The organism is Aeromonas enterica (assembly GCF_054052465.1).
In genome coordinates, this window is record NZ_JBSTYL010000007.1 from 178385 (window position 1) to 204718 (window position 26334).

The 26334-nt window shown below is 61.4% G+C and carries 29 protein-coding genes, 1 tRNA gene and 1 other annotated feature; of the genes, 27 read left to right on the plus strand and 3 right to left on the minus strand.

Going from position 1 to position 26334, the window contains the following annotated elements:
- Window positions 1–98 precede the first annotated feature (98 nt).
- From rhaB to rhaM, 4 genes are all read left to right on the plus strand, one after another.
- Complete coding sequence (gene rhaB / locus ACW5XD_RS10370; protein WP_456494831.1) at window positions 99–1583, plus strand: rhamnulokinase; 1485 nt, start codon at window positions 99–101, stop codon at window positions 1581–1583.
- Window positions 1580–2839 (plus strand): L-rhamnose isomerase, encoded by a 1260-nt coding sequence (locus tag ACW5XD_RS10375; RefSeq protein WP_456494832.1) that lies wholly within the window; start codon window positions 1580–1582, stop codon window positions 2837–2839. Before rhaB ends, ACW5XD_RS10375 begins: the two co-directional genes overlap by 4 nt.
- 133 nt (window positions 2840–2972) lie before the next feature.
- Window positions 2973–4001: an L-rhamnose/proton symporter RhaT gene (gene rhaT, locus ACW5XD_RS10380; RefSeq protein ID WP_456494833.1), complete on the plus strand. Its 1029-nt coding sequence runs from the start codon at window positions 2973–2975 to the stop codon at window positions 3999–4001.
- A gap of 11 nt (window positions 4002–4012) precedes the next feature.
- Window positions 4013–4327: an L-rhamnose mutarotase gene (rhaM, locus tag ACW5XD_RS10385; protein WP_456494834.1), complete on the plus strand. Its 315-nt coding sequence runs from the start codon at window positions 4013–4015 to the stop codon at window positions 4325–4327.
- Between the two features lie 73 nt (window positions 4328–4400).
- Here rhaM and ACW5XD_RS10390 read toward each other — a convergent pair.
- Both ACW5XD_RS10390 and ACW5XD_RS10395 read right to left on the minus strand, forming a co-directional pair.
- Window positions 4401–4477 (minus strand) — tRNA-Arg (locus ACW5XD_RS10390).
- A 50-nt stretch (window positions 4478–4527) separates the two neighbouring features.
- Window positions 4528–5682, minus strand: coding sequence for a flagellar assembly protein FlgT (locus ACW5XD_RS10395; protein WP_456494835.1), 1155 nt, complete (start codon window positions 5680–5682; stop codon window positions 4528–4530).
- Window positions 5683–5876: 194 nt separating this feature from the next.
- On the opposite strand from ACW5XD_RS10395, the gene ACW5XD_RS10400 reads away from it, so the two are divergent.
- Complete coding sequence (locus ACW5XD_RS10400) at window positions 5877–6497, plus strand: FlgO family outer membrane protein (RefSeq protein ID WP_456494836.1); 621 nt, start codon at window positions 5877–5879, stop codon at window positions 6495–6497.
- A gap of 15 nt (window positions 6498–6512) precedes the next feature.
- Window positions 6513–6944 carry an LPP20 family lipoprotein gene (locus ACW5XD_RS10405; protein WP_456494837.1) on the plus strand — a complete coding sequence of 144 codons (432 nt, stop codon included), beginning with the start codon at window positions 6513–6515 and terminating at the stop codon, window positions 6942–6944.
- 60 nt (window positions 6945–7004) lie between these two features.
- Here ACW5XD_RS10405 and pheA read toward each other — a convergent pair whose 3' ends face one another.
- Window positions 7005–8177, minus strand: coding sequence for a prephenate dehydratase (gene pheA, locus ACW5XD_RS10410; RefSeq protein ID WP_043139906.1), 1173 nt, complete (start codon window positions 8175–8177; stop codon window positions 7005–7007).
- Window positions 8178–8215: 38 nt separating this feature from the next.
- Window positions 8216–8338 (minus strand) — a sequence feature (Phe leader region).
- A gap of 170 nt (window positions 8339–8508) precedes the next feature.
- On the opposite strand from pheA, the gene ACW5XD_RS10415 reads away from it, so the two are divergent.
- The 21 genes from ACW5XD_RS10415 to galE all read left to right on the plus strand — a co-directional run bounded on the left by ACW5XD_RS10415 (window position 8509) and on the right by galE (window position 26185).
- Window positions 8509–9105: an HAD family hydrolase gene (locus tag ACW5XD_RS10415; protein ID WP_456494838.1), complete on the plus strand. Its 597-nt coding sequence runs from the start codon at window positions 8509–8511 to the stop codon at window positions 9103–9105.
- 31 nt (window positions 9106–9136) lie between these two features.
- Window positions 9137–9415 (plus strand): DUF6482 family protein, encoded by a 279-nt coding sequence (locus ACW5XD_RS10420; protein WP_456494839.1) that lies wholly within the window; start codon window positions 9137–9139, stop codon window positions 9413–9415.
- A gap of 45 nt (window positions 9416–9460) precedes the next feature.
- Window positions 9461–10333, plus strand: coding sequence for a hypothetical protein (locus ACW5XD_RS10425; RefSeq protein ID WP_456494840.1), 873 nt, complete (start codon window positions 9461–9463; stop codon window positions 10331–10333).
- A 99-nt stretch (window positions 10334–10432) separates the two neighbouring features.
- A complete protein-coding gene (locus ACW5XD_RS10430; RefSeq protein WP_098984883.1) occupies window positions 10433–10981 on the plus strand; it encodes a DUF3157 family protein in 549 nt (182 codons plus the stop codon).
- A 207-nt stretch (window positions 10982–11188) separates the two neighbouring features.
- The gene (locus tag ACW5XD_RS10435) at window positions 11189–11818 is read left to right on the plus strand and encodes an outer membrane beta-barrel protein (protein ID WP_456494841.1); all 630 of its coding nucleotides are present in this window, start codon (window positions 11189–11191) and stop codon (window positions 11816–11818) included.
- A gap of 173 nt (window positions 11819–11991) precedes the next feature.
- Entirely contained in the window at window positions 11992–12936 is a 945-nt protein-coding gene (locus tag ACW5XD_RS10440) for a YbgA family protein (protein WP_456494842.1), read from the plus strand.
- Window positions 12937–13000: 64 nt separating this feature from the next.
- Entirely contained in the window at window positions 13001–13888 is an 888-nt protein-coding gene (locus ACW5XD_RS10445; RefSeq protein WP_456494843.1) for a MerR family transcriptional regulator, read from the plus strand.
- Entirely contained in the window at window positions 13885–15306 is a 1422-nt protein-coding gene (gene phrB, locus ACW5XD_RS10450) for a deoxyribodipyrimidine photo-lyase (RefSeq protein WP_456494844.1), read from the plus strand. Before ACW5XD_RS10445 ends, phrB begins: the two co-directional genes overlap by 4 nt.
- A gap of 1 nt (window position 15307) precedes the next feature.
- Window positions 15308–15736, plus strand: a complete 429-nt coding sequence (locus ACW5XD_RS10455; protein WP_043134384.1) for a nuclear transport factor 2 family protein — start codon at window positions 15308–15310, stop codon at window positions 15734–15736.
- The gene (locus tag ACW5XD_RS10460) at window positions 15733–16467 is read left to right on the plus strand and encodes an SDR family NAD(P)-dependent oxidoreductase (RefSeq protein ID WP_456494845.1); all 735 of its coding nucleotides are present in this window, start codon (window positions 15733–15735) and stop codon (window positions 16465–16467) included. Before ACW5XD_RS10455 ends, ACW5XD_RS10460 begins: the two co-directional genes overlap by 4 nt.
- Entirely contained in the window at window positions 16464–17723 is a 1260-nt protein-coding gene (locus ACW5XD_RS10465; protein WP_456494846.1) for an NAD(P)/FAD-dependent oxidoreductase, read from the plus strand. The genes ACW5XD_RS10460 and ACW5XD_RS10465 overlap by 4 nt, the downstream gene beginning before the upstream one ends.
- A complete protein-coding gene (locus tag ACW5XD_RS10470; RefSeq protein ID WP_456494847.1) occupies window positions 17720–18472 on the plus strand; it encodes a DUF1365 domain-containing protein in 753 nt (250 codons plus the stop codon). The genes ACW5XD_RS10465 and ACW5XD_RS10470 overlap by 4 nt, the downstream gene beginning before the upstream one ends.
- Complete coding sequence (locus ACW5XD_RS10475; protein ID WP_456494848.1) at window positions 18472–19728, plus strand: class I SAM-dependent methyltransferase; 1257 nt, start codon at window positions 18472–18474, stop codon at window positions 19726–19728. Before ACW5XD_RS10470 ends, ACW5XD_RS10475 begins: the two co-directional genes overlap by 1 nt.
- Window positions 19729–19730: 2 nt before the next feature.
- Entirely contained in the window at window positions 19731–20210 is a 480-nt protein-coding gene (locus tag ACW5XD_RS10480; protein WP_456494849.1) for a DUF2878 domain-containing protein, read from the plus strand.
- Complete coding sequence (locus ACW5XD_RS10485) at window positions 20207–20425, plus strand: TIGR02450 family Trp-rich protein (protein ID WP_043134397.1); 219 nt, start codon at window positions 20207–20209, stop codon at window positions 20423–20425. Before ACW5XD_RS10480 ends, ACW5XD_RS10485 begins: the two co-directional genes overlap by 4 nt.
- Complete coding sequence (locus ACW5XD_RS10490) at window positions 20382–20924, plus strand: chalcone isomerase family protein (protein ID WP_456494850.1); 543 nt, start codon at window positions 20382–20384, stop codon at window positions 20922–20924. The genes ACW5XD_RS10485 and ACW5XD_RS10490 overlap by 44 nt, the downstream gene beginning before the upstream one ends.
- A gap of 14 nt (window positions 20925–20938) precedes the next feature.
- Window positions 20939–21481, plus strand: a complete 543-nt coding sequence (locus ACW5XD_RS10495; RefSeq protein WP_456494851.1) for a DUF3833 domain-containing protein — start codon at window positions 20939–20941, stop codon at window positions 21479–21481.
- Window positions 21482–21610: 129 nt separating this feature from the next.
- Complete coding sequence (locus tag ACW5XD_RS10500; protein ID WP_021140949.1) at window positions 21611–22078, plus strand: Dps family protein; 468 nt, start codon at window positions 21611–21613, stop codon at window positions 22076–22078.
- Between the two features lie 218 nt (window positions 22079–22296).
- Window positions 22297–23946, plus strand: coding sequence for a hydroxylamine reductase (gene hcp / locus ACW5XD_RS10505; protein WP_456494855.1), 1650 nt, complete (start codon window positions 22297–22299; stop codon window positions 23944–23946).
- Between the two features lie 132 nt (window positions 23947–24078).
- Window positions 24079–25086, plus strand: a complete 1008-nt coding sequence (locus ACW5XD_RS10510; protein ID WP_456494852.1) for an FAD-binding oxidoreductase — start codon at window positions 24079–24081, stop codon at window positions 25084–25086.
- An 85-nt stretch (window positions 25087–25171) separates the two neighbouring features.
- Window positions 25172–26185 carry a UDP-glucose 4-epimerase GalE gene (galE, locus tag ACW5XD_RS10515; protein WP_456494853.1) on the plus strand — a complete coding sequence of 338 codons (1014 nt, stop codon included), beginning with the start codon at window positions 25172–25174 and terminating at the stop codon, window positions 26183–26185.
- The last annotated feature ends 149 nt before the right edge of the window (window positions 26186–26334 follow it).

Here is a 26334-nt window from a genome sequence, read left to right on the forward strand (position 1 = left end):
TTTATGCCAGCTGAACATATTTATTTGGCCACAACAGAAAGGTTGCCAACCATCAGGGAACCTAGAGTAACGACATCGAAATTTATGGAGTCGGTTCGATGTCAGTCAATATTGCGGCAGTGGATTTAGGAGCCTCCAGCGGGCGGGTAATATGGGCCAGCTATGATCCGGTCAATGAAAACATCACCATGCAGGAAATGCATCGTTTTACCAATGGCATGGTGCATAGCAATGGGCATGATTGCTGGGAACCGGAACGGCTCTTCTCCAATATCTTGCTCGGGCTGGCAAAAATTGATGCCGCCGGTATTGCGCTCGATGCGGTGGGTATCGACTCCTGGGGGGTCGACTTTGTACTGCTGGATGCGGCGGGCCAGATGCTCGGTGATGCGGTAGCCTATCGCGATGCCCGTACCGACGGCGTGCCGGAGCGGGTCTGGCAGCAATTGTCCCGCGATGAGATCTATCGTCGCAGCGGCATCCAGTTCCTCAAGTTCAATAGCCTCTATCAGATCCGGGCACTGCTCGATGAAAAACCGGCCTGGCTGGACAAGGTTACTCGCCTGCTGCTGATCCCCGATTACCTGCACTATCGGCTGACCGGCCAGTTCTGCTGTGAATTTACCAATGCCTCCACCAGTCAGCTGGTCAATGCCCGCAGCAGGGATTGGGATCCCGAACTGATTGCGCTGATCGGCGAAGGGGGCAAGTGGCTGCAGCCGATTGCCGCCCCCGGCACCCGGCTGGGTCACTGGATCAGTCCCTCCGGCCGTCAGGTCAGCGTCATCCTGCCTGCCACCCACGACACCGGCTCGGCCATCGTCGCCACCCCGCTGAGCGGGCGAGGCGCTGCCTATATCAGCTCGGGCACCTGGTCGCTGGTGGGGGTCGAGCGCAAGGCTCCGCTGACCGATGCTGCCGCCCAGGCAGCCAACCTCACCAATGAAGGAGGAGTGGAGGGGACCTGGCGTCTGCTCAAGAACGTCATGGGGTTGTGGCTGGTACAGGGGCTGCAGGCGCTGTGGCCGCAGCTGGGCTTCGCAGAGTTGGTGGCGCAGGCAGAACAGGCCGAGCCCTTTGCCTACCTCATCCACCCCAATGACGAACGTTTTCTCAATCCCGCCTGCATGCGCAGCGCCATTCAGCATTTCTGTCAGGAGACGGGGCAGGGCACGCCGCAGACCCCGGGCGAGCTGGTGCGCTGCGTGCTGGACAGCCTGGCGCTGTGCTACGACCAGGTGCTCAGGGAGCTGAAGAGCGTTACCGGCGAGCCCATCACCAGGCTGCATATCGTAGGCGGCGGCTCCCAGAACCGGTTGCTCAACCAGCTTTGCGCCGACATCTGCCAATGCACAGTGCTCACCGGGCCTGTGGAGGCTTCGGCGCTCGGCAACATCGGCTGGCAGCTCAAGGGGCTGGGCCATTTACAGGATCTGGCGGACGTGCGCCGCCTGATCCGCCACAACACCCGCATCGACACCCTGCATCCGCATGAGGTCCCGCAGCTGGACCATTATCGGACGCGCTTTGCTGCGCTCTGCGCGCACACCCATTCAGATACGTTAATCGAGGAAGTTGTATGAACCCGAATATTGAAACCGCCTTTGCCCTGGCCAAACAACAATATGCCGCCCTCGGCGTCGACGTGGATCAGGCGTTGACCACCCTGGCCACCATTCCCGTCTCCATGCACTGCTGGCAAGGGGACGATGTCGGTGGCTTCGAAGCGGATGCCGGTGCCCTGACCGGCGGCATTCAGGCGACCGGCAACTATCCGGGCAAGGCGCGCGATGCCATCGAGCTGCGTCGCGACCTGGATCTGGCGATGTCACTGATCCCGGGGGCCAAGCGGCTCAACCTGCACGCCATCTATCTGGAGGCGGAGAACCCGGTTGCGCGGGACAAGATTGAACCCAAACACTTTGCCAACTGGGTGCACTGGGCCAAGGAGAGAGGCGTGGGTCTGGACTTCAACCCCAGCTGTTTCTCCCATCCGCTGAGCGCCGATGGCATGACGCTGTCACATCCGGATCCCGAGATCCGCCGATTCTGGATTGATCACTGCAAGGCGAGCCGCCGCATCTCGGCCTCCTTTGGTCAGGCGTTGGGTTCGCCGTCCGTGATGAACATCTGGATCCCGGACGGCATGAAGGATCTGCCCGCCGACCGGCTCGGGCCACGTCAACGGCTGATGGCGGCACTGGATGAGGTGCTGGCCGAGCGGATCGATGAGGCGCACCACATAGATGCCGTGGAGAGCAAGTTGTTCGGCATAGGGGCCGAGTCCTACACGGTCGGGTCGAACGAGTTCTACCTGGGTTATGCCAGCTCCCGTGACATAGCCCTGTGTCTGGATGCCGGCCATTTTCACCCCACCGAGGTCATCAGCGACAAGATCAGCGCGGCCTCCCTGTTTGTCCGGCACCTGCTGCTGCACGTCAGTCGCCCGGTGCGCTGGGACAGCGACCACGTGGTGCTGCTGGATGACGAAACCCAGGCCATCGCCAATGAAATCATCCGCAATGAGTTGCTGGAGCGGGTGCATATCGGCCTCGACTTCTTCGATGCCTCCATCAACCGCATCGCGGCCTGGGTTATCGGTACCCGCAACATGAAGAAGGCGCTGTTGCGTGCTCTGCTCGAACCCATTGAGATGCTGCGTCAGGCCGAATGCAAGGGGGATTACTCGACCCGCCTGGTCCTGATGGAGGAGACCCGCAGCCTGCCGTGGCAAGCCGTCTGGGACTACGCCTGCGCCCGTGAAGGGGTAGCGGTGGGCGTCGACTGGCTCGTCGTCGTCAAGGAGTACGAGGCGCAGGAGCTGCTCACTCGTCGTTGAGTTCACCCTCTGCTGACGCCCGCCATGTGTGGCGGGCGTCAGAAAAACAACAAAAACAGCGCGGTTGTCATCAAGGACGCTTCCCCTCATCGGGAAGCAAAAACACAATCAAACCTCAAGCAAGGAACATCTCATGTCTGCAATCGTATCGGGAATCGGTTGGCACCTGGTTGGCGCCGCCTCGGCGGCCTCCTTCTATGCGCCCCTCAGCAAGGTCCGGCGCTGGTCGTGGGAAACCACCTGGGCCTTCGCCGGCCTGTTTTCATGGATCCTGTTGCCCTGGCTGGTCACCTCCACGCTGATCGATGACTTCGGCGCCTTCTACAGCGTGGTGGACAGCAAGGCATTCTGGGGCATGTTTCTGTTTGGTGCCATGTGGGGGATAGGCAACGTCAACTATGGCTTGACCATGCGCTATCTGGGCATGTCTCTGGGCATCGGGATCGCCATCGGCGTGACGCTGGTAGTGGGCACCTTGATGCCACCCGTATTGCGTGGGGAATTTGGTCAGCTGCTCACCACGGCCAGTGGCCAAATCACCCTGCTCGGTGTCTTTGTCGCATTGATCGGCATAGGCATAGTCACCTGGGCTGGACATCAAAAAGAGATTGCTCTGGGCACGACTACCCGGGAATTCAACCTGAAGAAGGGGCTGCTGCTGGCGGTGATGTGTGGCATCTTCTCCTCGGGATTTGCCTTCGGTCTGGAAGCCGCAGCCCCCATCCGGCAAGCATCGCTGGCGCTTGGCATCAACCCGCTCTACGCCGTGTTGCCGAGCTACGGCATCATCATGGGCGGTGGGGCCATCGTCAACATGGCCTACTGCTTCATCCGGCTGGCAACGCGCCCCGAACTGTCACTGCGCAATGATCTGGCCCAGCCAGCGCGGAGTTTGCTGCTCAATGGCTTGCTGGCCGCGACCGGTGGCATCATGTGGTACCTGCAGTTCTTCTTCTATGCCTGGGGCGAAGCCAGCATTCCCGAACACCTCTCCTTCGTGAACTGGATGCTGCACATGAGCGGTTATGTATTGTGTGGCGGTATCGTGGGGCTGTTGATGGCGGAATGGAAAGGGGTCGGCACCCGTCCGGTGCGGATCCTCTGCATCGGCATGCTGGTGATCGTCGGTGCCGCCAATCTGGTCGGCATGGGCATGGCATAAGGAGCGACAAGATGATCCGCAAGGCATTCCTGATGTCGGTGCACCCAGGCTGCGAGGTGGAATACCGTCGCCGTCACGATGAACTCTGGCCCGAGCTGGCCGCAACCCTGAAGGCTCACGGGGCCAGCAACTACAGCATCTTTCTCCACCCGGAAAGCTGTCAGCTGTTTGGTTACGTCGAGATTGAAGATGAGGGACGCTGGCGCGAGGTGGCCAGCACGGCCATCTGCCAGCAGTGGTGGGCTTATATGCAAGAGATAATGCCATCGCACCCCGACAACAGCCCGATCAGCACCGAGCTGTACTCGCTCTTCCATCTGACCTGATCACGGGTGCGCCATCCGGCCCAAAAACAACAAAGGGGTTGGCATCGTGATGATGCCAACCCCTTGTTTTATATGGTGCTCCCGACTGGAGTCGAACCAGTGGCCTGTCCCTTAGGAGGGGACCGCTCTATCCTACTGAGCTACGGGAGCATTGTGGCGGGCATTATACAAGAAGCCGCTCCCTTTTAAACCCTTGATTCTTATTCCAATACTGCCAGATCCCCGATCTGGATGTTAAACGGTGAATATTTGTTCTGGCTGCTGATGATGGCGCCATCCTCGAATACCTGCACTACTTCGAACAGGCCGTCGGCGGGGTTGCGCATCATGCGCGACTTGCCGTAGGGGTCGATGAAGTCGGCGCTGTGCTGGATGCGGAACTGATCTCCCAGCTTGACGCCGTTACGGCGGCCCAGATTGATGTGGGGGCCTCGTTCGTTCTGGCCTATCACCCGGGCGGTGACCGGGGCGCAATTGAGCTGGGCGACCAGATCCTGCACCGCTTCCTGCAATTGATAGTTCACCTCCTGGCCATAGCTGGACTGCCAGAACTGTCCGCTGCTGCTGCCTATCTGATCCCGTTTGCCGAAGGTCCAGTTGGCGCGGCCCTGATACTCCTTGCGGCTGAGCAGGCTGCCGTTGATGCCGTCGAACAGGTAGAGCTGCATGCGAAAGTTGCGGATGGGATCTTCGTACCAGCTGGTCAGCTGGTTGCCCTGCGGCTCGATGGAGAGGTCATCTATGCTGCCGAGCACCAGATACTGGCTGTCGGTGCGCAGGCTGAGGGCCTTGATCTCCTCGAGGGCGCTGCGATCCCCCTGTTGCAGGTGGAGCGGGTCGATGCGCAGGTTTTCGTCCAGCCACTGGCGCACGGCCACCCCTTGCGGTGCGTTGGCCAGGGTCTCGAACATGCGACGGGACAGGTTGGCGGGCATGTCGTCGAGGGCGCCGTAGCTCGCCTGATCCGGGTAGCGCAGCCGCAGCCTGACCAGCGTCAAATCCTTGGCGTAATGCTGGGTCTGGCAGATCTGGCGTTCGGCCTGGATATCGGCCTGTACCGTGATGTACATGCGGCCGTTGCGCACCTCCTCCCGCTTGAGCCGGTACTGGCGAATGTCGCCGCCGGAGCGGATCTGGATCTGCTCGGAGCGCAGGCTGCCATTCTCCAGACGCTGGATGCTGGAGACGGCGGCGCCGCTCGCCAGCAGGGCCTGGCGCAGGGCGTCGCGGGTCGCCTGTTCGCGGGCATAGACCTCGTCGCCCCCCAGGATGGCGGCACTGCCCTGGGCTTCGATAAGCTCTGCCCGGACCGACAGGCTGGCCAGCAGCAGGGTTAACAGCAGCGGTAATTTCATGACAAACACCTTGAATATGCGGGTCGGCCCTCTCACCCCTGTCGAAGCGATGGCGCCGGCCGATACAGACCACAGAACCGTGCCAGTTGCACAGCACACCGCAAATAATTAGCAAGATCCATGCCTCATTCCCAACTCAAGCTTTGGCCAGCCGAACCGATAACGAATCAGGTGCAGATACAGGAAAGGTATCCATGAACAAACTCATCACGGCGTTGGCCCTCGCTCTGGCTCTGACCAGCTGTGGTTCCGACCCCATCAACCGGGATCTGGGTGATCCTCGCCAGGCCGCTGCTGGCATGGAGCTCAACTGGCTGGTGGCGCGCATGACCGATCAGCTGATGGAGCGCAAGTCGCTCACCACCCTGACCGAGCCCATCGCCGTCTCCTCCTTCGTCGATCTCGATACCCTGCAGGACACCAACTGGATGGGGCAGCAGATCGAGGAGAGCTTTATCTACGAACTGAACCGGCGCGGGGAAGTGGTGGTGGATTTCAAGATGACCGGCAGCATCAAGGTGACCCCGCAGGGTGACTTCGTGATGAGCCGCAACTACCGGGATCTTTCCCCCCGACTGCCCATCTCCCGCATCCTGACTGGCACCTTCAGCCGCAATGGCAAGGGGATCCTGGTCAATGCCCGCATCATAGATCTGCGGACCAAGATGGTGGAGACCACGGCTCAGAGCCTGATCCCGCAACAATACCTGTTCGGCGCCAACAACTCGTTTGGCCGGGCATCCATCAACCGCGGTTACCTGATGCGGGGCAGCCAGGTCGGCCCCAGTGGCCATCTGGTCAATCTGACCCCCTGACAAGGAGTGAGCGCAATGAAGATCCTGTTCGGATGCCTGCTGGCCCTGCTGCTGACCGCGTGCAGTGGCGGCAATCGGGTGGTCAACTACGGCGGCGGCAACAACAAGCCCGATGACTTCCCGGTGCTCAAGGCAGTGGGTTACGCGGTGATCGACATCCAGCCGGGGCCGTCCCAGTCAGAGAAGATGTTGCAGGCCATTCGCGCCTCCAAGATGGATGCCTACCGTGAACTGGCGGAGCAGCTCAATGGCCAGCAGGTGCGGGGCCAGAGCAGCTACAAGGACTTGATCCAGACCTCCAACTCGCTGGACGTGTCCGTGGCCGGCATGGTGCGTGGCGCCCGGGTGGTGGCCTCCTATCCCCGTGGCAACACCTATGCCACCGAGATGGAGCTCGATACCCGCGCCCTCTACAACATCAACCAGTTGATGGCCGGTCAGTTCTGACCGCGAGGCAGAAAAACAAAAGGCGAACATGATGTTCGCCTTTTTTGTTGGCAGAAGCGGTCAGTTGCCCATCAGTACCGGCGGCACTGTGGTCGGCTTGACGTCTTCGCTCGGGTAGCAGCCCAGCACCTTGATGTAGCGGGTGATCTTGGTCAGCTCCATCAGCGCGGCCTGCATGGCCGGGGTCTGCAGGTTGGCGGACACATCCAGATAGAACATCTCCTCCCAGGGATTGCCCTGTACCGGACGTGACTCCAGCTTGGTCATGTTGATCTCGTTGTTGCGCAGCACCAGCAGCGCCTCCACCAGGGAGCCGGGTTTCTGGGAGGTGGACATGATGAGGGTGGTCTTGGCCGGAATTTGCGGCGCCACGTCGATGGGCTTGCGCGCCACTACGATGAAGCGGCTGTAGTTCTCCTTCTGGTTGGCTAGCTGCTCGGCCAGCACGTCCAGTCCGTACAGCTCACCGCCAGCCGCGCTGCCGATTGCCGCCGCCTCCGGGCTTGCCAGCTCCTTGACCTTCATCATGGCGCTGGAAGAGGAGTCGCAGATCTCGTGGCGTGCCCCTTCCAGCTTGCTCAGGTAGTGGGAGCACTGCTGGAACACCTGGGGGTGGGCATAGAAGGTCTTGATGCGACCCAGCTCGGTCGGCACAGCGGTGAGGATGCAGTGCTCTATGGGGTAGGTCAACTCGCCGACGATGGAAAGGCTGGTGTGCTGCATCACGTCATACACCTCGTTGATGGAGCCCGAGCTGGTGTTCTCGATGGGCAGCACGCCGAAGGCGGCGCGACCCGACTCCACCGCATCCAGCACCTCGCGAAAGTTCTGGCAGTTCACCTCTATCACCTGATCCTTGTAGCGGGCCAGATACTTGCGAGCCGCCAGGCTGGAGTAGGAACCGCGCGGGCCCAGATAGGCGACGCTGGTCATCGGCTCCTGTTGCTCCGGGTTGAGCAGGCTCTGCAGATAGGCCTGCTGGGAGAGCACGGAATCTTCGATGATGGTGTGATAGATACGGGTGATGTACTGGGCGTCCAGCCCCAGCACACGCCCTTTCTGGATCAGGGCGACCAGCAGATCCTGCTCGCGCTGGGTGTCGCGGATGGGACGGGGATTGGCCTGCTTGGCACGGGCGACCTCTATGCTGAGGGTCTTGCGCTTGGCCAGCAGGGCAAGCAGCTCCTGATCCAACCGGGTGATGTCTTGTCTGATCTCGTCGAGCGTAGCCATGGTGGTTCCCTATCCAAATAATCGTGTGTGGTAGCTGCAAAAAAAAGCCTCCGCTAAGGGAGGCTCGATTCGTCTTTGCTTTCTGTTCATGCGACGACAGGGCCTTCCCTCATGTGGGCCGGATAAACGTGAAAGCAAAGAAGAATGGTGCGTGCATGGGGCTTGTCCTGAAAATGTCGTCATAACCATTAAGGGATTTGGGCGTGGGATGCAAGTAAAACTTGCCCGTAGGAGGCGAACGGGGCAGGGTATTTACGTGTGCCGACGGGGCCGTTCGAGCGCCATGTGGTGGCGGTTGGCCCGGAGGCAGAGGCATCAGGAGGAGGTCACAATGGCGATTATTTTCGATCTGGGACGGGTGGTGGTGAGCTGGGATCCGGTGGCCATAGTACGCTCGGTGCGAGGGTCGGACGACGCCGAGGCGCTGGCGGATCGGTTGTTCAACCACCCGGATTGGCTGGAGGTGGACCGTGGCACCCTGTCGCTGCACACCATGGCCCGCCAGGCGCAGGGGCGCACCGGTCTGTCGGTTGCGGAGAATCTCGCCATTTTGCAGGCGGTGCCCGCATCGCTCCAGCCTGATCCCGCTATGCTGACCCTGATAGAGACGCTGCATGGGGCGGGCCACACCCTCTATGCGCTTTCCAACATGGGTCATGCCAGCATCGACTGGCTGGAGCAGCACGGATTCTGGCGCTTCTTCAGTGGCAAGGTGGTGTCGGCGCGGGTACGGATGATGAAGCCGGAACCGGATATTTATCGCTATTTGCTGGTGTCGTTCGATCTGAAGGCCGATGAGTGCCTGTTTATCGATGACAGCCCCGCCAACGTGGCTGCCGCGCAGGCACTGGGGATCGGGGGGCTGGTGTTTACCGATGTGCCCAGCTGTCGTCAGCAGCTGCTGTCGCTGGGCTATCTGCCCGGTTGAGCTGACAGTCAGGAATGCTCAAGGAGACGTTATGGAGCATGGCCGGTTTCGTAATTGGTTGAGCCACTATCCGGATGCGGGCCTGCTGATCGCCTGCTTGGATGGCAGCGGTTACCAGCTCTGTGTCGAGGTTGACGGCGAGATGCTGTGTCTCACCGACAGTGAGGAGGGCAGGTTGACGTTCGGCTCCCTCGAACAGGCGGAGGGATTTTTGCGAGCACATCAGGTACATCAGGCAAAACTGCGGATTTATGATGCAGAACAGGATGAAAGTAACGCAGATTGGCATGATGTTATAATTAAATTCTGATGTATCCCTGTGCTTTAAGGGTTTATTCAGGATTGTTACGGCACAATGATGGCCCATTCACTATCCGGTGTTGTCGTTATGGATGCCAATATAGTTGTGCTGAATCGAGGATACGATCAGACCTTTCAGGCCAGGGAGCAGCTGCTTGTCGAGACCCTGGCCGGCTACGGCGAATTGGTTGTCTCCTTCTCCGGCCGACTGGAATCCTGCTACAGCATGGATTTGTGCCGCGCCAGCGGGGTCCGGATCCGGGCCGTGACCCTGGACAGCCCGACCCGCAGCCGCAAAGAGGTGGCGCGGGCCAAACGTTACTGTCAGCGCTATGAGATAGAGCAGAGAGTCATCAAGACCGACGAGATGATCTTCTGCGATCACCTGCGTCACCTCAACGAGGTGATAGACCCGGTACGCTACATCTGTCATCTCACCGCACTGGAAACCGACTGGAGCCGTCTGCCCATGCTGCTGCCCGCCCCGGTCGAGGAGTTGCAGGAGTATTTGCGCCGCTTCGGCAGCCTGCCAGCCAACACCCTCTGGTTGTTTGCCAAACAGGGCATGACCCACAGGGACTTTCGTTACGGCTTCAACAAGCGGCAGCTGGGGCGCTGGGGCAAGAGCGCCCACGGCTGTCTGAGTCGCCGTTTCTCTGATCCCGAGCTGGTGGACAAGCGCCATCTGCGCATGGTGGACATGGCGGAGCAAATGCTGGCCGACATGGGGCTGGAGGAGGCACAGGTGTTCTTTCATACCCTCTCCGATCAGGCGACCACTCTGGCACGGGTGCGCGTACCGCTGCGGCTGCGTGCCCAGGCATTCGACTTGCAACCGGACATCCTCAATGCCCTCAAGAGCACAGAGTTCGATCTGGTGACGCTGGACATGGGGCAGGAAGAGGATCGGCAGGAGCTGGCCTGCTGACTTGGCCGCAGAGGGCAAGAACGTGAGTCGGGTCATAGGCAAGCCGGAGCCGACTCTTTATACTGACGCCCTTTTCCATCGACGCCGAGCCATCACCCTATGAAACCCTTGTCCCGCCTGCTGGTTGCCCTCTGTCTGTCACCCTTGCTGGCACAGGCTGCGCCCCTGACCCAGGTCACCCTGCCGGATGGCCGCCAGGTGCAGCTCAACGATGACTTCACCTGGGAATATCTGCTGATCAAGCCGACGGCGAGCGGTGAGGTGGTCACGGGTGCGGTGGCCGTCCCCGTGCTGACCGAGCAGGCGATGACCAATCCGGATCTGCTGGCCCAGGCGGTCAAGGACGGGATAAGCGTCAAGCTCGACAAGATAGAGGGTTCGGATCCCCTGTCGTTGCAATTCATGGTGAGCAACACGGGCAGCCGCAGCGTGGTGCGGGTGCGCGGCAGCGTCACCCTGTTCAGCGAGCAGGGTGCCCAACTGGTCAAGCAGGAGGCCCGTTTCTGGGTGGGCGAGAACCGTCTGCCGGAGTCCTACCTGCGCAAGGGTCAGCAACGTCCCTCCCTGGTGCTCGAGATGCCGCGCCCGGCCGGCCTGACCGGCAAGCCCCTGGTGCGGGTCGAGATTGAGGAAGTGGAATTCCGCTAACCCCTCGCCACACAGACACCCGCTGCCAAACAGGCTCCATCACCGAGCCTGTTTGGGTTCAATTGTTAATCCGGTAACTGCCAGCAACAGTTGCTTACATCTGACATGATTTGGCAACAGCTTGCCGCTCGGCATTCTCCTTCCTGCTCGGCACAATGGCTCCATTCCAGCTAGGTCTCAACTAGCTCAACAAGTGGAGTCATCAAAATGAAAAAAGTTGCACTTTCTGTTCTGGTTCTGGCCGGTTTCGCTTCTACTTCCGCCCTGGCACAGGATGCCTTCAGCTACGCCAAGGGCGGCCTGACCTGGGCACACACCAAGTCCGACTACATCGGCGGCAAGGACAGCAACAACCGCGATTTCGGCGGCCTGAGTCTGGATCTCTCCAAGAGCTTCGGTTCCAACTTCTACGGCCGTCTGGGCAGTGAATACACCTCCCGCAACGATGGCAACGACAGCATGGGCCTCTCCAGCCTGGGTCTGGGTGTCTACACCCCGCTCAGTACCGGCCTGAACCTGTATGGTGAAGCGGGTCTGATGGGTTACAGCATGGAACGGCAGGTGACCGCCAACGTGAAGGACAGCGGCTGGGACGTGATTACCCGCAAGAACAGCGGCAGCATGTACGGTGAAGTGGGCCTGCGCTACGACATCGGCGCCGTCGAGCTCTCCACCGGTTACCGCTACGCCAACATGACCGACGACATGCACGATTTCAAAGTGGGTGCCGCCTACAAGGTGAGCCAGAACCTGGCCCTCACCGCCGATTACACCTACCGCAAGTGGGACCTGCAACAGGGTTCCATCTCCAGCCTGGGTGTGAAGTACAGCTTCTAATCCTGCTTCCTGTAGTGTCTTCATTTTTGCCCATGACGTCGGTCATGGGCTTTTTCATTTTCTGGTGATCCTGTTTTCGCCCTTGTGCCATATCAGTCCGCAATAGTTATACAACTTTCTTTTCTTTGTATAACTGCTATAACTGAACTCAGGCTTATACAAGGAGCGTCAACATGTACAAGATTAAAGTCGGTATCAGTGCCTGCCTGCTGGGACAGGAAGTGCGGTTCGACGGGGGCCACAAGCGCTCCAGCTTCTGCGAACGGGATCTTGGCGCTCACTTCGATTATCACCCCGTCTGTCCCGAGATGGCCATCGGCCTGGGGGCGCCGCGCGCCGCCATCCGGCTGGTCAAGCGCAACGGCGAGATCCGCGCCGAGGCGAGCAACGGCAGTTTCGATGTCACCGAGCAACTGATCGCTTTCAGCGAGCAGAAGGCCCGTCAGCTCGACTTCATCTCCGGTTACATCCTCTGTGCCAAGTCCCCGAGCTGCGGCATGGAGCGGGTGCGCATCTATGGCGCCAACAACGAGGGGAGTGCCAAGGAGGGGATAGGCCTGTTCGCCAAGGCGCTGATGGAGGCCAACCCCCTGCTGCCGGTGGAAGAAGATGGCCGCCTCTGCGATCCCATACTGCGGGAAAATTTCGTGCTGCGGGTCTTCGCTTACCACGACTGGCAACAACTCTGCGCCCAGGGGCTGACGGCCGCGGCGCTCATCCGCTTTCACTCCCGTTACAAGTATCTGGTGCTCTCCCATGCCACTACCCACTATCGGGCGCTCGGCAAGCTGCTGGGCAACCTTGGCAAGGCCAACCTGCAACAGGTGGCCGACAGCTACATCACAGGATTGATGGCAGCCCTGACCCTGCGTGCCAATCGCCGCAGCCACACCAATGTGTTGATGCACCTGCAGGGTTACTTCAAGCGGGTATTGACCCCGTCCCAGAAGCAGGAGCTGGCCGACAGCATAGACAAGTACCGCACCGGCATCTTCCCCTTGCTGGTGCCGCTGACCCTGATCCGCCACTACCTGCGCGAATACCCCAATCCCTATCTGGCGCAGCAGGTCTATCTCGATCCGCACCCCGATACGCTCAAGCTGCGTTACGGGCTCTGATCCCTGTTTTGCGACCCCGGCCCCTTTGGCCGGGGCGCCCATACCCTGTTGAACGGAATTAGCCATGTCAGATTTACCACAAGATGATGCCACCAGGCTGGATGAGGGGATTTACCCCATTCGCGATGTCTCCCGCCTCACCGGTGTCAATGCCGTCACCCTGCGTGCCTGGCAGCGCCGCTACGGGTTGGTGCAGCCGGCCCGCACCGAGAAGGGGCACCGCCTCTACAGCGAACAGGACATCCGCCAGATAGGCGAGATCCTGAGCTGGCTGGAGCGGGGAGTGAGCATAGGCCAGGTCAAGGGATTGCTGAGCGAGCCCCAATCCCAGCTGGTGAGCGATCACTGGCAGCAGACCCTGGAGCAACTGTGCCAGTCTGTGCTCGCCCTCAACCAGCGCAAGGTGGAGGCGCAACTGAACGACCTGCTGGCGAGCTACCCGTTCGAGCTGGTGCGCAGCCGGGTGCTGCAACCCCTGGTGGAGCAGCTGCTTGGCCTGTGGCGTGAGCGGCCTGATGGCGAGCTGCTGCAACAGGTGTGGCTGGGCTGGCTTCATACCCGCTTCGCCCGCCACCTGATTGAGCAGGAGAAGGGCACGCCGATCACGTTGGCGAGCTGGGGCCAGGTCGGCCCCCTCGATCTGGTCTGGTCTGCCTACGAGCTGATCGGCCAGGGTTACGAGGTGCAACTGCTGGGGGCGGTCGAGCCGCGCCACCTCGCCTTGTTGGAGGGGCGGGCGGCCACTCCCTGGCTGGTGCTGCTGGGTGCCGGCCTTGGCAAGCCTGATCTGGCCACCGGCTGGCCGGCGGGCACCCGCTTGTTTGGCGAGCTGGGGCGCCTCTATGACGCGGATTGGCTGAGGGCCCACGGCTGGCAGGCCACCCTTGCCGAGGTTGGTTTGGACAAACCGGCTGCCCGTGGCGGTGCCGTGCGCGGGAGCAAGATCCCATGAAACTGGTCTGGTTTCGCAATGATCTGCGCCTCGCCGACAACCCGGCCTTGCGACACGCTTGCGCCGAGACGGGGGAAGTCAGCGCCCTGTTTGTCATCTCCCCGACCCAGTGGCGACAACACAAGATGGCGCCCATTCGTCAGCGCTTTATGCTGGCGCAGGTCGATGCGCTGGGCCGCGAACTGGCGGCCCTCGGCATCCAGCTCCATCTGTTGCGGGTGGAGACCTTTGCCGAGCTGCCCGCGGCGCTGGCGACTCTGACCCGGCAGCTGGGTGTCACTCATCTCTACGCCAATCAGGCCATCGAACTCGACGAGCAGCGCCGTGACCATGTCGTCACTGCTGCGCTGGCAGAGCAGGAGACAAGTTGCCATTGGCTCAACGGCTGCTGCGTGTTGCCGCCGGGCCGGGTGCTGACAGGTGCAGGGGAGATGTTCAAGGTGTTCACCCCCTTCAGCCGCGCCTGGCTCAAGGCGCTGGAGGAGGATGGCTTCGTTATTCACCGAATCCCCGCGCCACGGGGCGAGCCGCTGCCGTGGCAGCCGCTGGCCGAGAGGGAGTTTGCTGATGCCACCCTTGGCGAGGTAACGGCGGCTCCGCGCTGGCCAGTGGGGGAGGCCGAGGCACTGCGCCGTCTGCACGCCTTTCTGGAACAGGCCGTGCTCGACTACGGCGAGACCCGGGACTTTCCGGCACAGGCGGGCACCTCCATCCTTTCGCCTTATCTGGCTGCGGGCATCATAAGCCCGCGTCAGTGCGTAGGCGCGCTGCAACAGCGGCTTGGTTACCGGCCCCAATCCAAGGCGCAGCCCGGTTTCGTCTGGCTCAACGAGCTTGTCTGGCGCGAATTTTATCGTCACCTGCTGGTGCTGGTGCCGACCCTCTCCATGAACCTGCCGTTCAAACCCGAGACCGCGGCCTTGCCCTGGAGCTGGGATCCGGATGCCTTGGCCGCCTGGTGTGAAGGGCGCACCGGCTATCCCATCGTCGATGCGGCCATGCGCTGCCTCAACGCCACCGGCTGGATGCACAACCGGCTGCGGATGATAGTGGCGAGTTTCCTGACCAAGGATCTGCACATCCACTGGCGGCTCGGGGAGGATTACTTCATGAGCCAGCTGATTGACGGGGATCTGGCGGCCAACAATGGTGGCTGGCAGTGGGCGGCGGGTACGGGCGCCGATGCGGCCCCCTACTTTCGGGTGTTCAATCCCACCACTCAGGGGCAACGATTTGATCCACAAGGAGACTTTATCCGTACCTGGGTAACTGAACTTGCCGATGTCCCTGTCGCTTATGTGCACCAGCCCCATGACTGGTTGCGGCTCAAAGGGGAAAGGGGATATCCGGCCCCCATGGTGGATCACGCCGTTGCCCGGGTGAGAGCCATCGAGATGTTTCGACACCTGGAGAAATAGGATGAACGCGCCGCTGGCCCGCTTTATTGCCCTTTACCAGCAACTGGACAAGCAGCAGTTGCATCGCCTGCCGGACGTCTACGCCGAGCAGGTGATCTTCATCGATCCGGCCCACCGTATCGAGGGGCTGACGGCGCTCACTGACTATTTTGCCGCCCTCTATCAGCGTCTCGCCGACTGCCGCTTCGAGATCGTCAGCCAGCAGCAACAGGGTCGTGAGGCCTGGATAAGCTGGGTCATGACCTTCTCCCACCCAAGGCTCGGCGGGGGACGGCCCGTCACTGTGGAGGGGGCGACCCGGCTTGAGTTCGACGCCGCCGACAAGGTGTGTCTGCATCGCGACTACTTCGATCTCGGCGCCATGCTCTACGAGCAGTTGCCGCTGCTCGGATCCCTGGTGCGCACCATCAAGGGGAGGCTGGGATCATGAGCGGACGGGTGCTGATCACGGGTGCCAGCTCCGGGCTGGGCCGCCAGCTGGCGCTCGATTACCGGCAGGCGGGCTGGCAGGTATGGGGCTGCGGTCGCGATGGCGATCGGCTGCTGGCACTGGGTCGCCATGGCATCACCCCATTGCAGTGTGATGGCCGGGATGCGGCCGCCATGGCAGAGGTGGCGGCCAGCCTGCCGCCGCTGGATCTGCTGATCCTCAATGCCGGCAGCTGCGAATACATGGATCTGGCAGAGGGGTTCGATGGCGAGCTGTTTGCCCGGGTGATCGAGACCAATCTCATCGCCACCGGCCACGCGCTGGCCGTCTTCCTGCCGCTTCTGGAACGCGGTGCCAGGCTTGCCATCGTCGGCTCCTCGGTGAGCTGGTTGCCGCTGCCACGGGCCGAAGCCTATGGCGCTTCCAAGGCGGCTCTCGACTATCTGGCCGATACCCTGCGTCTCGATCTCAAGGCCAGGGGCATAGCGGTGACCCTGATCCGCCCCGGCTTTGTGCAGACGCCGCTCACCGCGAAAAATGATTTTCCCATGCCCTGCCTGGTGACCGTAGAGCAGGCCTCTCGCGCCATCCTGACCGGACTGGCCGCCGGTCGTCACCAGATCCATTTTCCCCGCCGCTTCATCTGGTTGCTGCGCCTGCTTGGCGCACTGCCGGTAGGACTCTGGCTGCAGCTTGGCAGCACGCTTGTTTCGAAAGGACGCCCTTCATGAAGAAAAAAATCGCCATTGTCGGCTCTGGGATTTCCGGGCTTACCGCCGGTTATCTGCTCCACAAGCGCCACGACATCACCTTGTTCGAGGCGGCCCCCACCCTGGGGGGGCATACCGCCACCGTCGATGTCAGCCTGGCCGGTCGCAGCTATGCCATCGATACCGGTTTTATCGTGTTCAACGATCGCACCTACCCCCATTTCCTCAAATTGCTGGCGCGGATCGGGGTGGCGCATCAACCGGCCGAGATGAGCTTCTCGGTGAAGAGCCCGGAGGGGCTCGAGTACAACGGCCACAATCTGGATACCCTGTTTGCCCAGCGCAGCAATCTGTTGAGCCCGCGTTTTTACCGCTTCGTGGCCGAGATACTGCGCTTCAACCGGGAGGCCCGTGCCTGGCTGGCCGACGGCCAACGACATGGCGAGTGTCCCACGCTGACCCTGGGGGATTTCTTGCAGGTGGGGGACTTTAGCGACTACTTCGCCCGCCACTACATTCTGCCCATGGGGGCAGCCATCTGGTCCTCCACCCTGGCGGACATGCGTGCCTTCCCGCTGGCCTTCTTCCTGCGTTTTTTTGCCAACCACGGCCTGCTTGATGTGGCCAACCGTCCCCAGTGGTACGTGATCCCAGGCGGTTCGCGGGAGTACATAGGCCCGCTCACCGCAGGCTGGCAGCCGCAGATCCGCCTCGCCTGCCCGGTGCAGGGGATCCGGCGTCTGGCCGAGGGGGTGCTGATCCAGAGTCGCTATGGCGAGGAGCTGTTTGACGAGGTGATCCTCGCCTGCCACAGCGATCAGGCGCTGTCTCTGTTGCAGGATGTCAGCGAGCGGGAGCAGGCGATTCTGGGCGACATGGCCTATCAGGCCAATGATGTCTGGCTGCATACCGATACCAGTTGCCTGCCCAGCCGCCACAAGGCCTGGGCCAGCTGGAACTATCAGCTTGACGGGGACGACGAGGCGCGGCCGCTGGTGAGCTACAACATGAACATATTGCAAGGGGTGAACTCACCGCAGCCCTTCTGCGTCAGCCTCAATCCCAGGGGCAAGGTGGACGAGAGCAAGGTGCTGCGCCGCTTCGTCTATCACCACCCTGTGTTCAATCAGGCATCCATTGAGGCGCAGCAGGCGCGGCTGGAGATCTGCGGCCAGCACCACACCCATTTCTGCGGCGCCTACTGGTACAACGGCTTTCACGAGGACGGGGTGCGCAGCGCCCTGGACGTCGCCAGACGCTTCGGGGCCGAGCTATGAACACTGCCGCCATGGCTCAGACTGTCAGCGCCATCTGGCAGGGCTCGGTGCGCCATCGCCGCTTCGCACCCAGAGCCCATGCTTTCTCCTACAGCCTCTTCATGCTGGGGCTGGATCTGGACGAGCTGCCGAGCCTCGGCCAGGGGCGCTGGTTCGCCGTGGAGCGGGCCGGGCTGCTCTCCTTTCGCCGCCGCGACTATTTGGGCGGCGGCGAGGGCAGCCTCAAGCAGGCGGTGTGGGACAAGGTGACCGAGCTGGGCGGTGCTGCCGAGCCGGGCGGGCGCGTGTTGCTGCTCGGCAATGTACGCTGCCTGGGCTTCTATTTCAGCCCGGTCAATTTCTACTTCTGCTACCGGCAGGGTGAGGCGCGTTACCTGCTGGCCGAGGTGTCGAACACCCCCTGGAACGAGCGTCACTACTACCTGCTGGATCTGGCGGCGCTGGCGCCCCACGACAAGGATTTTCACGTATCTCCCTTCATGGGGCTGGCCATGCGCTACCACTGGCGCATTCGCCCGCCGGAGCAGGAGACATTGATCCATATCGAGAGTCATCCCCAGTCCGGCGAGGCCAAGTTGTTTGACGCCACCCTGGCGCTGAGCCGTGAGCCGCTGTCGCGCAAGGGGCTGGTGGCGCTGCTCGCTCGCTGGCCCTGGATGACCCTGAAGGTGCTGCTCGGGATCTACTGGCAGGCCCTGCGTCTTTTTATCAAACGAACACCTATCTTCAGCCATCCGGAGACTCGCTAATGGAACTGGTGCAATCAACAAGTTCAGCCTCTTTCATCGACAAAGGCGCAAGGCAACTGCTGCTGAATCTGCTGGGGCGTCTCGAACATGGTCAACTGCTGCTGCGGGACGGCAGCGAGCGCCACAGTTTCGGTGTGGCGGGCACTGACCTGCACGCCGAAGTGGTGGTAAAGGATCCTGCCTTCTATCGCCGTCTGCTGCTGGGGGGCAGCATTGCCGCCGGTGAAACCTGGGTGGAGGGGCTCTGGACCAGCCCGGATCCGGTGGCGCTGGTGCGGTTGCTGGCCCGCAATATGACACTGCTCGACAGCCTGGAGCGGCGGCTCAGCTGGCTCAGTTTCCCCTTCAACAAGGCGCGCCACTGGCTCAATCGCAATACCCTGACAGGCTCGAGATCCAACATCGCCGCCCACTACGATCTCGGCAATACCCTCTATCAGGGCTTTCTCGATGGCCATATGCAGTACTCGAGCGCGATTTATCCGAGTGCCGACGCAAGCCTGGAGGAGGCGCAACAGGCCAAGCTGCGCACCATCTGCGAGCGGCTGGCGCTGAAACCGGACGATCACCTGCTGGAGATTGGCACAGGCTGGGGTGGGTTGGCCATTTATGCAGCCCGTCACTATGGTTGCCGAGTGACCACGACGACCATCTCCCAGGCTCAGCATGACTATGCTCGCGAGTGGATCGCGCGGGAGGGGCTCGACGATCGCATTACCCTGCTGCTGGAGGATTACCGCAAGCTGGAGGGAGCCTTCGACAAGCTGGTCTCCATCGAGATGATAGAGGCGGTGGGTCATGCCTTCCTGCCGGACTACTTCCGCCAGCTGTCGCGGCTGCTCAAACCCGGCGGTCGCCTGCTCATTCAGGCCATCACCATCGCCGATCAGCGCCACGCCCAGTATCTGCGCGGCGTCGACTTCATCCAGCGTTACATCTTCCCCGGCGGCTGCCTGCCGAGTGTCTCCCAGATGGCGGGCTTGCTGGCCCACGAGACCGACATGCAGCTGGTGCGGCTGCACGATCATGGTCACCATTACGCCCGCACCCTGGCGCACTGGTGCGAGCGTTTTCTGGCGCTGGCCCCGGAGCTGCCGAGGCTCGGCTACAGCCAGGATTTCATCCGGCTGTGGCACTTCTACTTTGCCTATTGCGAAGGAGGCTTCTGGGAGCGGGCCATCAGTCTGGTCCAGCTGGAAGCGGCCAAGCCGGGCCCCCTCGGCTGGACGGGGGATCTGCCAGTAAGCGGTCACTGACCATGTGGCAGTGGGCCCAGCTGCTGGGGTTCAACCTCTACTGGTTGCTGGCGGTGAAATGGCCGCAGCCGGGCCCGCTGCTGCTGATGCTGTTGCTCCACTTTCTCTTCTCCCCCAGCCGCAGGCGCGATCTGCGGTTATGGCCGGTGGCCCTGGCCGGCTGTCTGCTCGATGGCTTGCTCTGGCAGCTCGGGTTGTTTCAGTTTTCGGCCGGTTTTCCCCTCTGGCTGGTACTGCTCTGGCTCGGTTTTGCCCTGACGCTGGCCCACGGCATGCGCTGGTTGCGCCCCTTGCCCCGCTGGCAGCAGGGGCTGTTTGGCATGGCGGGTGGTGCTTCCTCCTATGTGGCGGGAGCAGCCATGGGCGCAGTACACTTACCTTGGGGCATCTGGATCAGCACGGCACTGCTGGCGGTGATCTGGATGTGGTGGTTACCCGTACTCCTGTGGGTAACGGTCAAGCTGGAGGGTGACGCGAGATGAACACCTTTTCGACCGACACCTTGTTGTTTTCCAAGTGGACCAAAGAGAGCCAGCACGAGCTGACCGAGCGCTTCTATCTGGTGGTGTCATGTCAGCGGGATGCGCAGGGGCAACTGGCCCGCGTGGTGATGCAGGATATCAACACCCTGCTGGAACAGGAGATGGATTGGCATGAACTGGAAGATCCCGCGAGCTGGCACATGGGGTGGAATTAGCCTGCTGATCGTGGCCTTGAGCAGCCCGTGTTCACTGGCCAAAGAGGCCCCTTCCACTCCCTGGCAGCCGCTGCGAGCCGTGGGGCAGGGGGAGATGAGCTGGCTCTGGTTCAAGCTCTACGACGCTACCTTCTACAGCGCAAGTGGCCGTTATGAGCCGGGCCATTATCCACAGGCGCTGATCCTCACCTACGCCAGAGATATCGAACGCAGTGATTTGCTCACCGCCACCGCCGAGGAGTGGCAGCGACTCGGACTCGGCAGCGATGCCGATCGCCGGCGCTGGCTCGATCAGCTGGCGGCGCTCTGGCCCGATGTGGGGGCGGGAGACAGACTTGCCTTCTATGTGGATGAGGCCGGATTTGGCCATTTCTGGTGGCACGAACGGCCGCTCGGCAGCCTCGCCGATCCCCAATTCTCCGCGGCCTTTCTGGCCATCTGGCTCGCCGACAACAGCCGCGATCCCGCGCTCACCCGCCGCCTGCGGGGTCAACTCTGATGCTGGAATACTCAATGTCTCTCTATCGTTATTGTCGCTTTCTGCTGCTGTTGTCACTCGTGGTACTGACGGGGTGTGGCAGCAGTCTGGATGACTACCGTGGTCAGGAGCCGAGCTGGGATCTCGCCCGCTTCTTCAACGGCAAGCTGGTGGCCCATGGCCTGGTGACCGACCGCAGCGGCGAAGTGACCAGTCGCTTCCGGGTCGAGATGCAGGGGCACTGGCAGGGTGGCAAGGGGGAGTTGTTCGAGCAGTTCTATTTCGATGACGGCCGCCGGCAGACCCGCACCTGGTTCTTGAGCAAGGGGGACGATGGTCACTGGCGCGGTACCGCATCCGATGTAGTGGGGGAGGCGATAGGCAAGACGGAAGGCTTTGCTCTCAACTGGCGCTATCAACTCGATCTGGCCCTGCCGGACGGGGAGTTGGTGCGGGTGAGCTTCGATGACTGGATGTATCTGCTGGATGAGGATCGCCTGATCAATCGGGCCGAGATAAGCAAGTTCGGCATTCACTTGGGCGAGGTGATCCTCTATATCGAGCGGCGTCCGGGGTGAGGCATGCCAGATCATCTGATGGGTGCACTTGGCGATAGCCGCTCGCTATCAATCAGTTAGGTAGCAACTATTACCTTTTGAGTCTGAAGGGAGCTAATCTGGCTCCATCGTCAAATCTGGAGGTGAAACATGAAAAGTCCGATTGGTCTTGATACCGTTCAATCACAAGCCCTGGCCGCCGAGCTGAACAAGTTGCTGGCCAGCTACCAGATCCTCTACATGAACGTCCGTGGCTTCCACTGGAATATCCGCGGCAATCAGTTCTTCGAACTACACCTGAAATTTGAAGAGATCTACAACGATCTGCTGCTCAAGGTAGACGCCCTGGCTGAGCGCATCCTCACCCTGGATGGGGTACCCATGCACAGCTTCAGCGACTACCTGAAAGTCTCTGCCATCCCGGAGCAGAAGGGGCTGCATGACGGTCGTGCCTGTGTCGAATCCCTGCTTGAGAGCTTCCGCGAGCTGCTGGTCGCCCAGCGCCGGATCCTGGGACAAGCCGCCGAGGCCGGTGACGAGGGGACGGCATCCATCCTCTCCGACTATGTACAGCAGCAGGAAAAACTGGTCTGGATGCTGCGCGCCTATCTGGCCTGACCCTTAGTTGAAACGAGTTTTGTTGTAATCCTTTGTTGTAAACCCGAGTTGTCTCTCCTTTTATCCACCCGCTTGCCGCCCTGTTTGGGCGGCTTTTTTGTTTTTGATCTGCATCAATGAAAACTTAATTGGCAAATTGAATGCCTATTAAGTTCTTGGCGAGGGGCATAGAATCGCCACAAAACAAGTAACTGAAATGTCCAATTAGGAGAGGCATGATGTTTTGTGTGCAATGTGAACAGACAATTCGTACCCCGGCAGGCAATGGCTGTGCTTATGCACAAGGCATGTGCGGCAAGACGGCCGAAACCTCGGATCTGCAGGATGTGCTGATCTATGCGCTGCAGGGCCTCAGCGCCTGGGCGCTGGCCGCCCGCGAGCACGGTGTCATCGACAACGAGATCGATGCCTTCGTGCCCAAGGCCTTCTTCGCCACCCTCACCAACGTCAACTTCGACTCCGCCCGCATCGTTGGCTATGTCAACCAGGCGCTGGCTCATCGTCAGCAGCTGGCCGACCGTCTGGCGGCACTGGCGGTGCAAGTCACCGGCTTGCCCGAGGCCGCCAGCTTCGAGCCGGGTGACGAGCTGCTCGCCCAGCTGGCCCATGCACCGCAAACCGCAGTCAATCGCGGCAAGAGCGAGGTGCACGAAGACATCATGGGGCTGCGTCTGCTCTGCCTCTACGGCCTCAAGGGCGCCGCCGCCTACATGGAGCACGCCCGGGTGCTGGGTCAGCAGGATAGCGCCGTGGCAGCCGAGTTCCATCGCATCATGAGCTGGCTCAGCACGGACCCGAGCGAGCTGGATCCCCTGTTCAAATGTGCCATGGAGATCGGCCTGCTCAACTTCAAAATCATGGAGATGCTGGATCTCGGTGAAACCACCGCCTTCGGCCACCCGGAACCGACCCAGGTCAGAGTCACTCCGATCCCCGGCAAGTGCATCTTGGTCTCCGGCCACGACATGATGGATCTCAAGCTGATCCTGGAGCAGACAGCAGGCTCCGGCATCAACGTCTACACCCACGGCGAGATGCTGCCGGCGCTGGCTTACCCCTTCTTCAAGCAGTACCCCCACCTGGTGGGCAACTACGGCTCCGCCTGGCAGAACCAGCAGAAGGAGTTTGCCAACTTCCCCGGCGCCGTTGTGATGACCTCCAACTGCATCATAGATCCCAACGTGGGCGACTATAGCGACCGTATCTTCACCCGCTCCATCGTCGGCTGGCCGGGCGTGACTCACCTCGAAGGGGACGATTTCTCCGCCGTGGTGGCGAAAGCGTTGGCGCTGGACGGTTTCAAGCACACGGAGCTCGAGCACTTCATCACCATCGGCTTTGCCCGCAATGCCCTGATGCAGGCGGCACCAGCAGTGATTGAGAAGGTGAAAGCGGGTGAAATCAGCCACTTCTTCCTGGTGGGCGGTTGTGATGGCGACAAGGCCGAGCGTGCCTACTTCACCGAGTTTGCCAAGGCTGCCCCGCAGGACAGCCTGCTGCTCACCCTGGGCTGCGGCAAGTACAAGTTCAACAAACTCGATTTTGGCAACATAGGCGGCATTCCCCGTCTGCTGGACGTGGGTCAGTGCAACGACGCCTACTCCGCCATCCAGCTGGCGCTGGCGCTCTCCGAGGCGTTCGAGTGTGGCGTCAACGACCTGCCGTTGACCCTGGTGCTCTCCTGGTTCGAACAGAAGGCCATCGTCATCCTGCTCACCCTGTTGGCGCTCGGCGTGAAAGACATTCGCACCGGCCCGACCGCACCGGCCTTCCTGACCCCGGCCCTGCTCAAGGTGCTGGAGGAGCAGTTCGGGCTGAAAGGGACCACTACGGCCGAGGCCGACTTGGCCGAGATCCTGGCTGCCTGAATCCGGTGATCCCGCAGGCCGTGCCGGCCTGATCATCTCAGCATGTTGTAAGCCTTTGGCGAGCCTGATGGCTCGCCTTTTTTTCAAAGACCCGTGTGTCAAAAACATGTTTTCAAAATGAGGAGCCTTGTGATGACCTCCACCTCTCTCACCCTGCGTTGCATCGGTCGTCGCGCCGACACCCATGATGTGGCGAGCTGGCAGTTCGCGCCCGTAACCGGCAGTCTGCCCGCTGTGCTGGCCGGCCAGTGCGTGACCCTGCACACAGAGATAGACGGCCAGCCCATGTGCCGCGCCTATACCCTCTCCTCCAGCCCGCAGGATGCGTGCTGGCAAGTCACCATCAAGGATGTGGGGTTAGTCTCCCACCACCTGCACCAGAGCCTGCAGGTGGGGGACGAGATCCGGGTCGACGGCCCCTTCGGCGACTTCAACCTGACCGCGCTGCCCTGCGAGCGGCCGCTGTTGCTCAGCGCCGGTTCCGGCATCACTCCCATGTGGGCCATGTTGCGTGACGAGCTGGCCAAGCGCCCCGAGGCGGACATCCGCTTCATTCACAGCGCCCGCTCGCCCCAGGATCTGATCTTCGCGGACGAACTGGCTGCGCTGGCCGAGGCTCACCCCGGCGTGCGCCATGGGTTGGTGCTGGAGCAGGCTTCGGCCGCTCATCCCTGGGTTGGCCGGCTCACTCCCGCCATGCTCAAGGAGCTGGCGCCGGACCTGCTCGATCGCCACGCCTATCTGTGCGGCCCTGCGCCTTACATGACTGCCGTCTGCGCCATGCTGGCGGAGCTGGGGTTGCCAGCGGAACAGTTGCATCAGGAGTCGTTCGGCCTGCCTGCTGTTACATCGGGCGCGGCGCCGGTTGCGGCCGCCAGCGACCATTTCTGGCTGACCCTCAAGAAAAGCGGCAAGAAGGTGAAGATATTGCCGGGCCAGACCCTGCTGGCCGCCCTGGAAGGGGCTGGCGAAATCATGATGGCCGCCTGCCGCGCCGGAGTGTGTGGCGCCTGTCGCTGTACCACGACCGGCAAGATCGAACGGCAGAGCGTGATGACGCTGAGTGCGCAGGATCTGGAGGGCGGCGTCGCACTGGCCTGCTCCTGTACCGTCAGGGGGGATGTCAGCCTCGACTATTGAGGGGCGTCATTAGTATCTCACTCTTTTCCCGAGTGGGCAGGGCGGGTAGACTCTGCCCCAGTTTCACCAGAACACGGGATAAAAAATGACAATATTGGTTACGGGCGGCGCCGGTTACATCGGCTCCCATACCCTGGTTGAGCTGCTCAATGCCGGGCAGCAGGTCGTGGTGCTGGACAACCTCTCCAACGCCTCCCCCGAATCGCTCAAGCGGGTCGAGCGGATCACCGGCAAGCCGGTCACCTTCGTCGAGGGCGATGTGCTGGACAGAGCTTGCCTGCAGCAGCTGTTTGCCGCCCACAAGATTGAATCCGTGATCCACTTCGCCGGTCTCAAGGCGGTGGGGGAGTCGAGCCAGATCCCGCTCACCTATTACCAGAACAACATCACCGGTACTTTGGTTCTGTGCGAGGAGATGGCAAAGGCGGGCGTGTTCCGGCTGGTGTTCAGCTCGTCGGCCACCGTGTATGGCGATCCGGCCTCTGTGCCGCTGCGGGAGGATTTCCCCACCAGCGCGACCAATCCCTACGGTCGCTCCAAGCTGATGGTGGAAGAGATACTGCGTGACTTGTCCAAATCCGATCCGCGCTGGGCCATCGTCCTGCTGCGCTACTTCAACCCGGTCGGCGCCCACGAGAGCGGTCTCATCGGCGAAGATCCCAACGGTATCCCCAACAACCTGCTGCCCTACATCAGCCAGGTCGGCGTCGGCAAGCTCAAGGAGCTGGGGGTGTTTGGCAACGACTATCCGACCCCGGATGGCACGGGTGTGCGTGACTACATCCACGTGGTGGATCTCGCCCTCGGTCATCTCAAGGCGCTGGCCCGCATTGCTGCCGATACCGGTGTCTTTACCTACAACCTGGGTACCGGTCAGGGCTATTCCGTGCTGCAGATGATCAGGGCGTTCGAGGCGGCCAGCGGTCGCACCATAGCGTACCAGATCAAACCGCGCCGCCCCGGTGACATAGCCGAATGCTGGGCCGAGCCACACAAGGCTCGTGACGAGCTGGGCTGGCAGGCGGAGCGCGGGCTCGAGCAGATGATGGTCGACACCTGGCGCTGGCAAAGCCAGAACCCGAACGGTTATCAGTCCTGAGGGACTGAAGCCTGAATGGAAAAACGCCCCGGCATCGCAATGCCGGGGCGTTTTTTATGGCTCTGTCCCAATTACGTGTTGAAAAGCTAATCTTGAAGTAGGCCATCTCCTTGAGGTCTACCATCATGGATACCCCTGCCTTTCAACAC

What these genes read in the sequence shown, in the direction of transcription:
- rhaB (WP_456494831.1), top strand. Translation starts at nt 99, where the DNA reads ATGTCAGTCAATATTGCGGCAGTGGATTTAGGAGCCTCCAGCGGGCGG.
- ACW5XD_RS10375 (WP_456494832.1), top strand. Translation starts at nt 1,580, where the DNA reads ATGAACCCGAATATTGAAACCGCCTTTGCCCTGGCCAAACAACAATAT.
- rhaT (WP_456494833.1), top strand. Translation starts at nt 2,973, where the DNA reads ATGTCTGCAATCGTATCGGGAATCGGTTGGCACCTGGTTGGCGCCGCC.
- rhaM (WP_456494834.1), top strand. Translation starts at nt 4,013, where the DNA reads ATGATCCGCAAGGCATTCCTGATGTCGGTGCACCCAGGCTGCGAGGTG.
- ACW5XD_RS10395 (WP_456494835.1), bottom strand. Translation starts at nt 5,682, where the DNA reads ATGAAATTACCGCTGCTGTTAACCCTGCTGCTGGCCAGCCTGTCGGTC.
- ACW5XD_RS10400 (WP_456494836.1), top strand. Translation starts at nt 5,877, where the DNA reads ATGAACAAACTCATCACGGCGTTGGCCCTCGCTCTGGCTCTGACCAGC.
- ACW5XD_RS10405 (WP_456494837.1), top strand. Translation starts at nt 6,513, where the DNA reads ATGAAGATCCTGTTCGGATGCCTGCTGGCCCTGCTGCTGACCGCGTGC.
- pheA (WP_043139906.1), bottom strand. Translation starts at nt 8,177, where the DNA reads ATGGCTACGCTCGACGAGATCAGACAAGACATCACCCGGTTGGATCAG.
- ACW5XD_RS10415 (WP_456494838.1), top strand. Translation starts at nt 8,509, where the DNA reads ATGGCGATTATTTTCGATCTGGGACGGGTGGTGGTGAGCTGGGATCCG.
- ACW5XD_RS10420 (WP_456494839.1), top strand. Translation starts at nt 9,137, where the DNA reads ATGGAGCATGGCCGGTTTCGTAATTGGTTGAGCCACTATCCGGATGCG.
- ACW5XD_RS10425 (WP_456494840.1), top strand. Translation starts at nt 9,461, where the DNA reads ATGATGGCCCATTCACTATCCGGTGTTGTCGTTATGGATGCCAATATA.
- ACW5XD_RS10430 (WP_098984883.1), top strand. Translation starts at nt 10,433, where the DNA reads ATGAAACCCTTGTCCCGCCTGCTGGTTGCCCTCTGTCTGTCACCCTTG.
- ACW5XD_RS10435 (WP_456494841.1), top strand. Translation starts at nt 11,189, where the DNA reads ATGAAAAAAGTTGCACTTTCTGTTCTGGTTCTGGCCGGTTTCGCTTCT.
- ACW5XD_RS10440 (WP_456494842.1), top strand. Translation starts at nt 11,992, where the DNA reads ATGTACAAGATTAAAGTCGGTATCAGTGCCTGCCTGCTGGGACAGGAA.
- ACW5XD_RS10445 (WP_456494843.1), top strand. Translation starts at nt 13,001, where the DNA reads ATGTCAGATTTACCACAAGATGATGCCACCAGGCTGGATGAGGGGATT.
- phrB (WP_456494844.1), top strand. Translation starts at nt 13,885, where the DNA reads ATGAAACTGGTCTGGTTTCGCAATGATCTGCGCCTCGCCGACAACCCG.
- ACW5XD_RS10455 (WP_043134384.1), top strand. Translation starts at nt 15,308, where the DNA reads ATGAACGCGCCGCTGGCCCGCTTTATTGCCCTTTACCAGCAACTGGAC.
- ACW5XD_RS10460 (WP_456494845.1), top strand. Translation starts at nt 15,733, where the DNA reads ATGAGCGGACGGGTGCTGATCACGGGTGCCAGCTCCGGGCTGGGCCGC.
- ACW5XD_RS10465 (WP_456494846.1), top strand. Translation starts at nt 16,464, where the DNA reads ATGAAGAAAAAAATCGCCATTGTCGGCTCTGGGATTTCCGGGCTTACC.
- ACW5XD_RS10470 (WP_456494847.1), top strand. Translation starts at nt 17,720, where the DNA reads ATGAACACTGCCGCCATGGCTCAGACTGTCAGCGCCATCTGGCAGGGC.
- ACW5XD_RS10475 (WP_456494848.1), top strand. Translation starts at nt 18,472, where the DNA reads ATGGAACTGGTGCAATCAACAAGTTCAGCCTCTTTCATCGACAAAGGC.
- ACW5XD_RS10480 (WP_456494849.1), top strand. Translation starts at nt 19,731, where the DNA reads ATGTGGCAGTGGGCCCAGCTGCTGGGGTTCAACCTCTACTGGTTGCTG.
- ACW5XD_RS10485 (WP_043134397.1), top strand. Translation starts at nt 20,207, where the DNA reads ATGAACACCTTTTCGACCGACACCTTGTTGTTTTCCAAGTGGACCAAA.
- ACW5XD_RS10490 (WP_456494850.1), top strand. Translation starts at nt 20,382, where the DNA reads ATGAACTGGAAGATCCCGCGAGCTGGCACATGGGGTGGAATTAGCCTG.
- ACW5XD_RS10495 (WP_456494851.1), top strand. Translation starts at nt 20,939, where the DNA reads ATGTCTCTCTATCGTTATTGTCGCTTTCTGCTGCTGTTGTCACTCGTG.
- ACW5XD_RS10500 (WP_021140949.1), top strand. Translation starts at nt 21,611, where the DNA reads ATGAAAAGTCCGATTGGTCTTGATACCGTTCAATCACAAGCCCTGGCC.
- hcp (WP_456494855.1), top strand. Translation starts at nt 22,297, where the DNA reads ATGTTTTGTGTGCAATGTGAACAGACAATTCGTACCCCGGCAGGCAAT.
- ACW5XD_RS10510 (WP_456494852.1), top strand. Translation starts at nt 24,079, where the DNA reads ATGACCTCCACCTCTCTCACCCTGCGTTGCATCGGTCGTCGCGCCGAC.
- galE (WP_456494853.1), top strand. Translation starts at nt 25,172, where the DNA reads ATGACAATATTGGTTACGGGCGGCGCCGGTTACATCGGCTCCCATACC.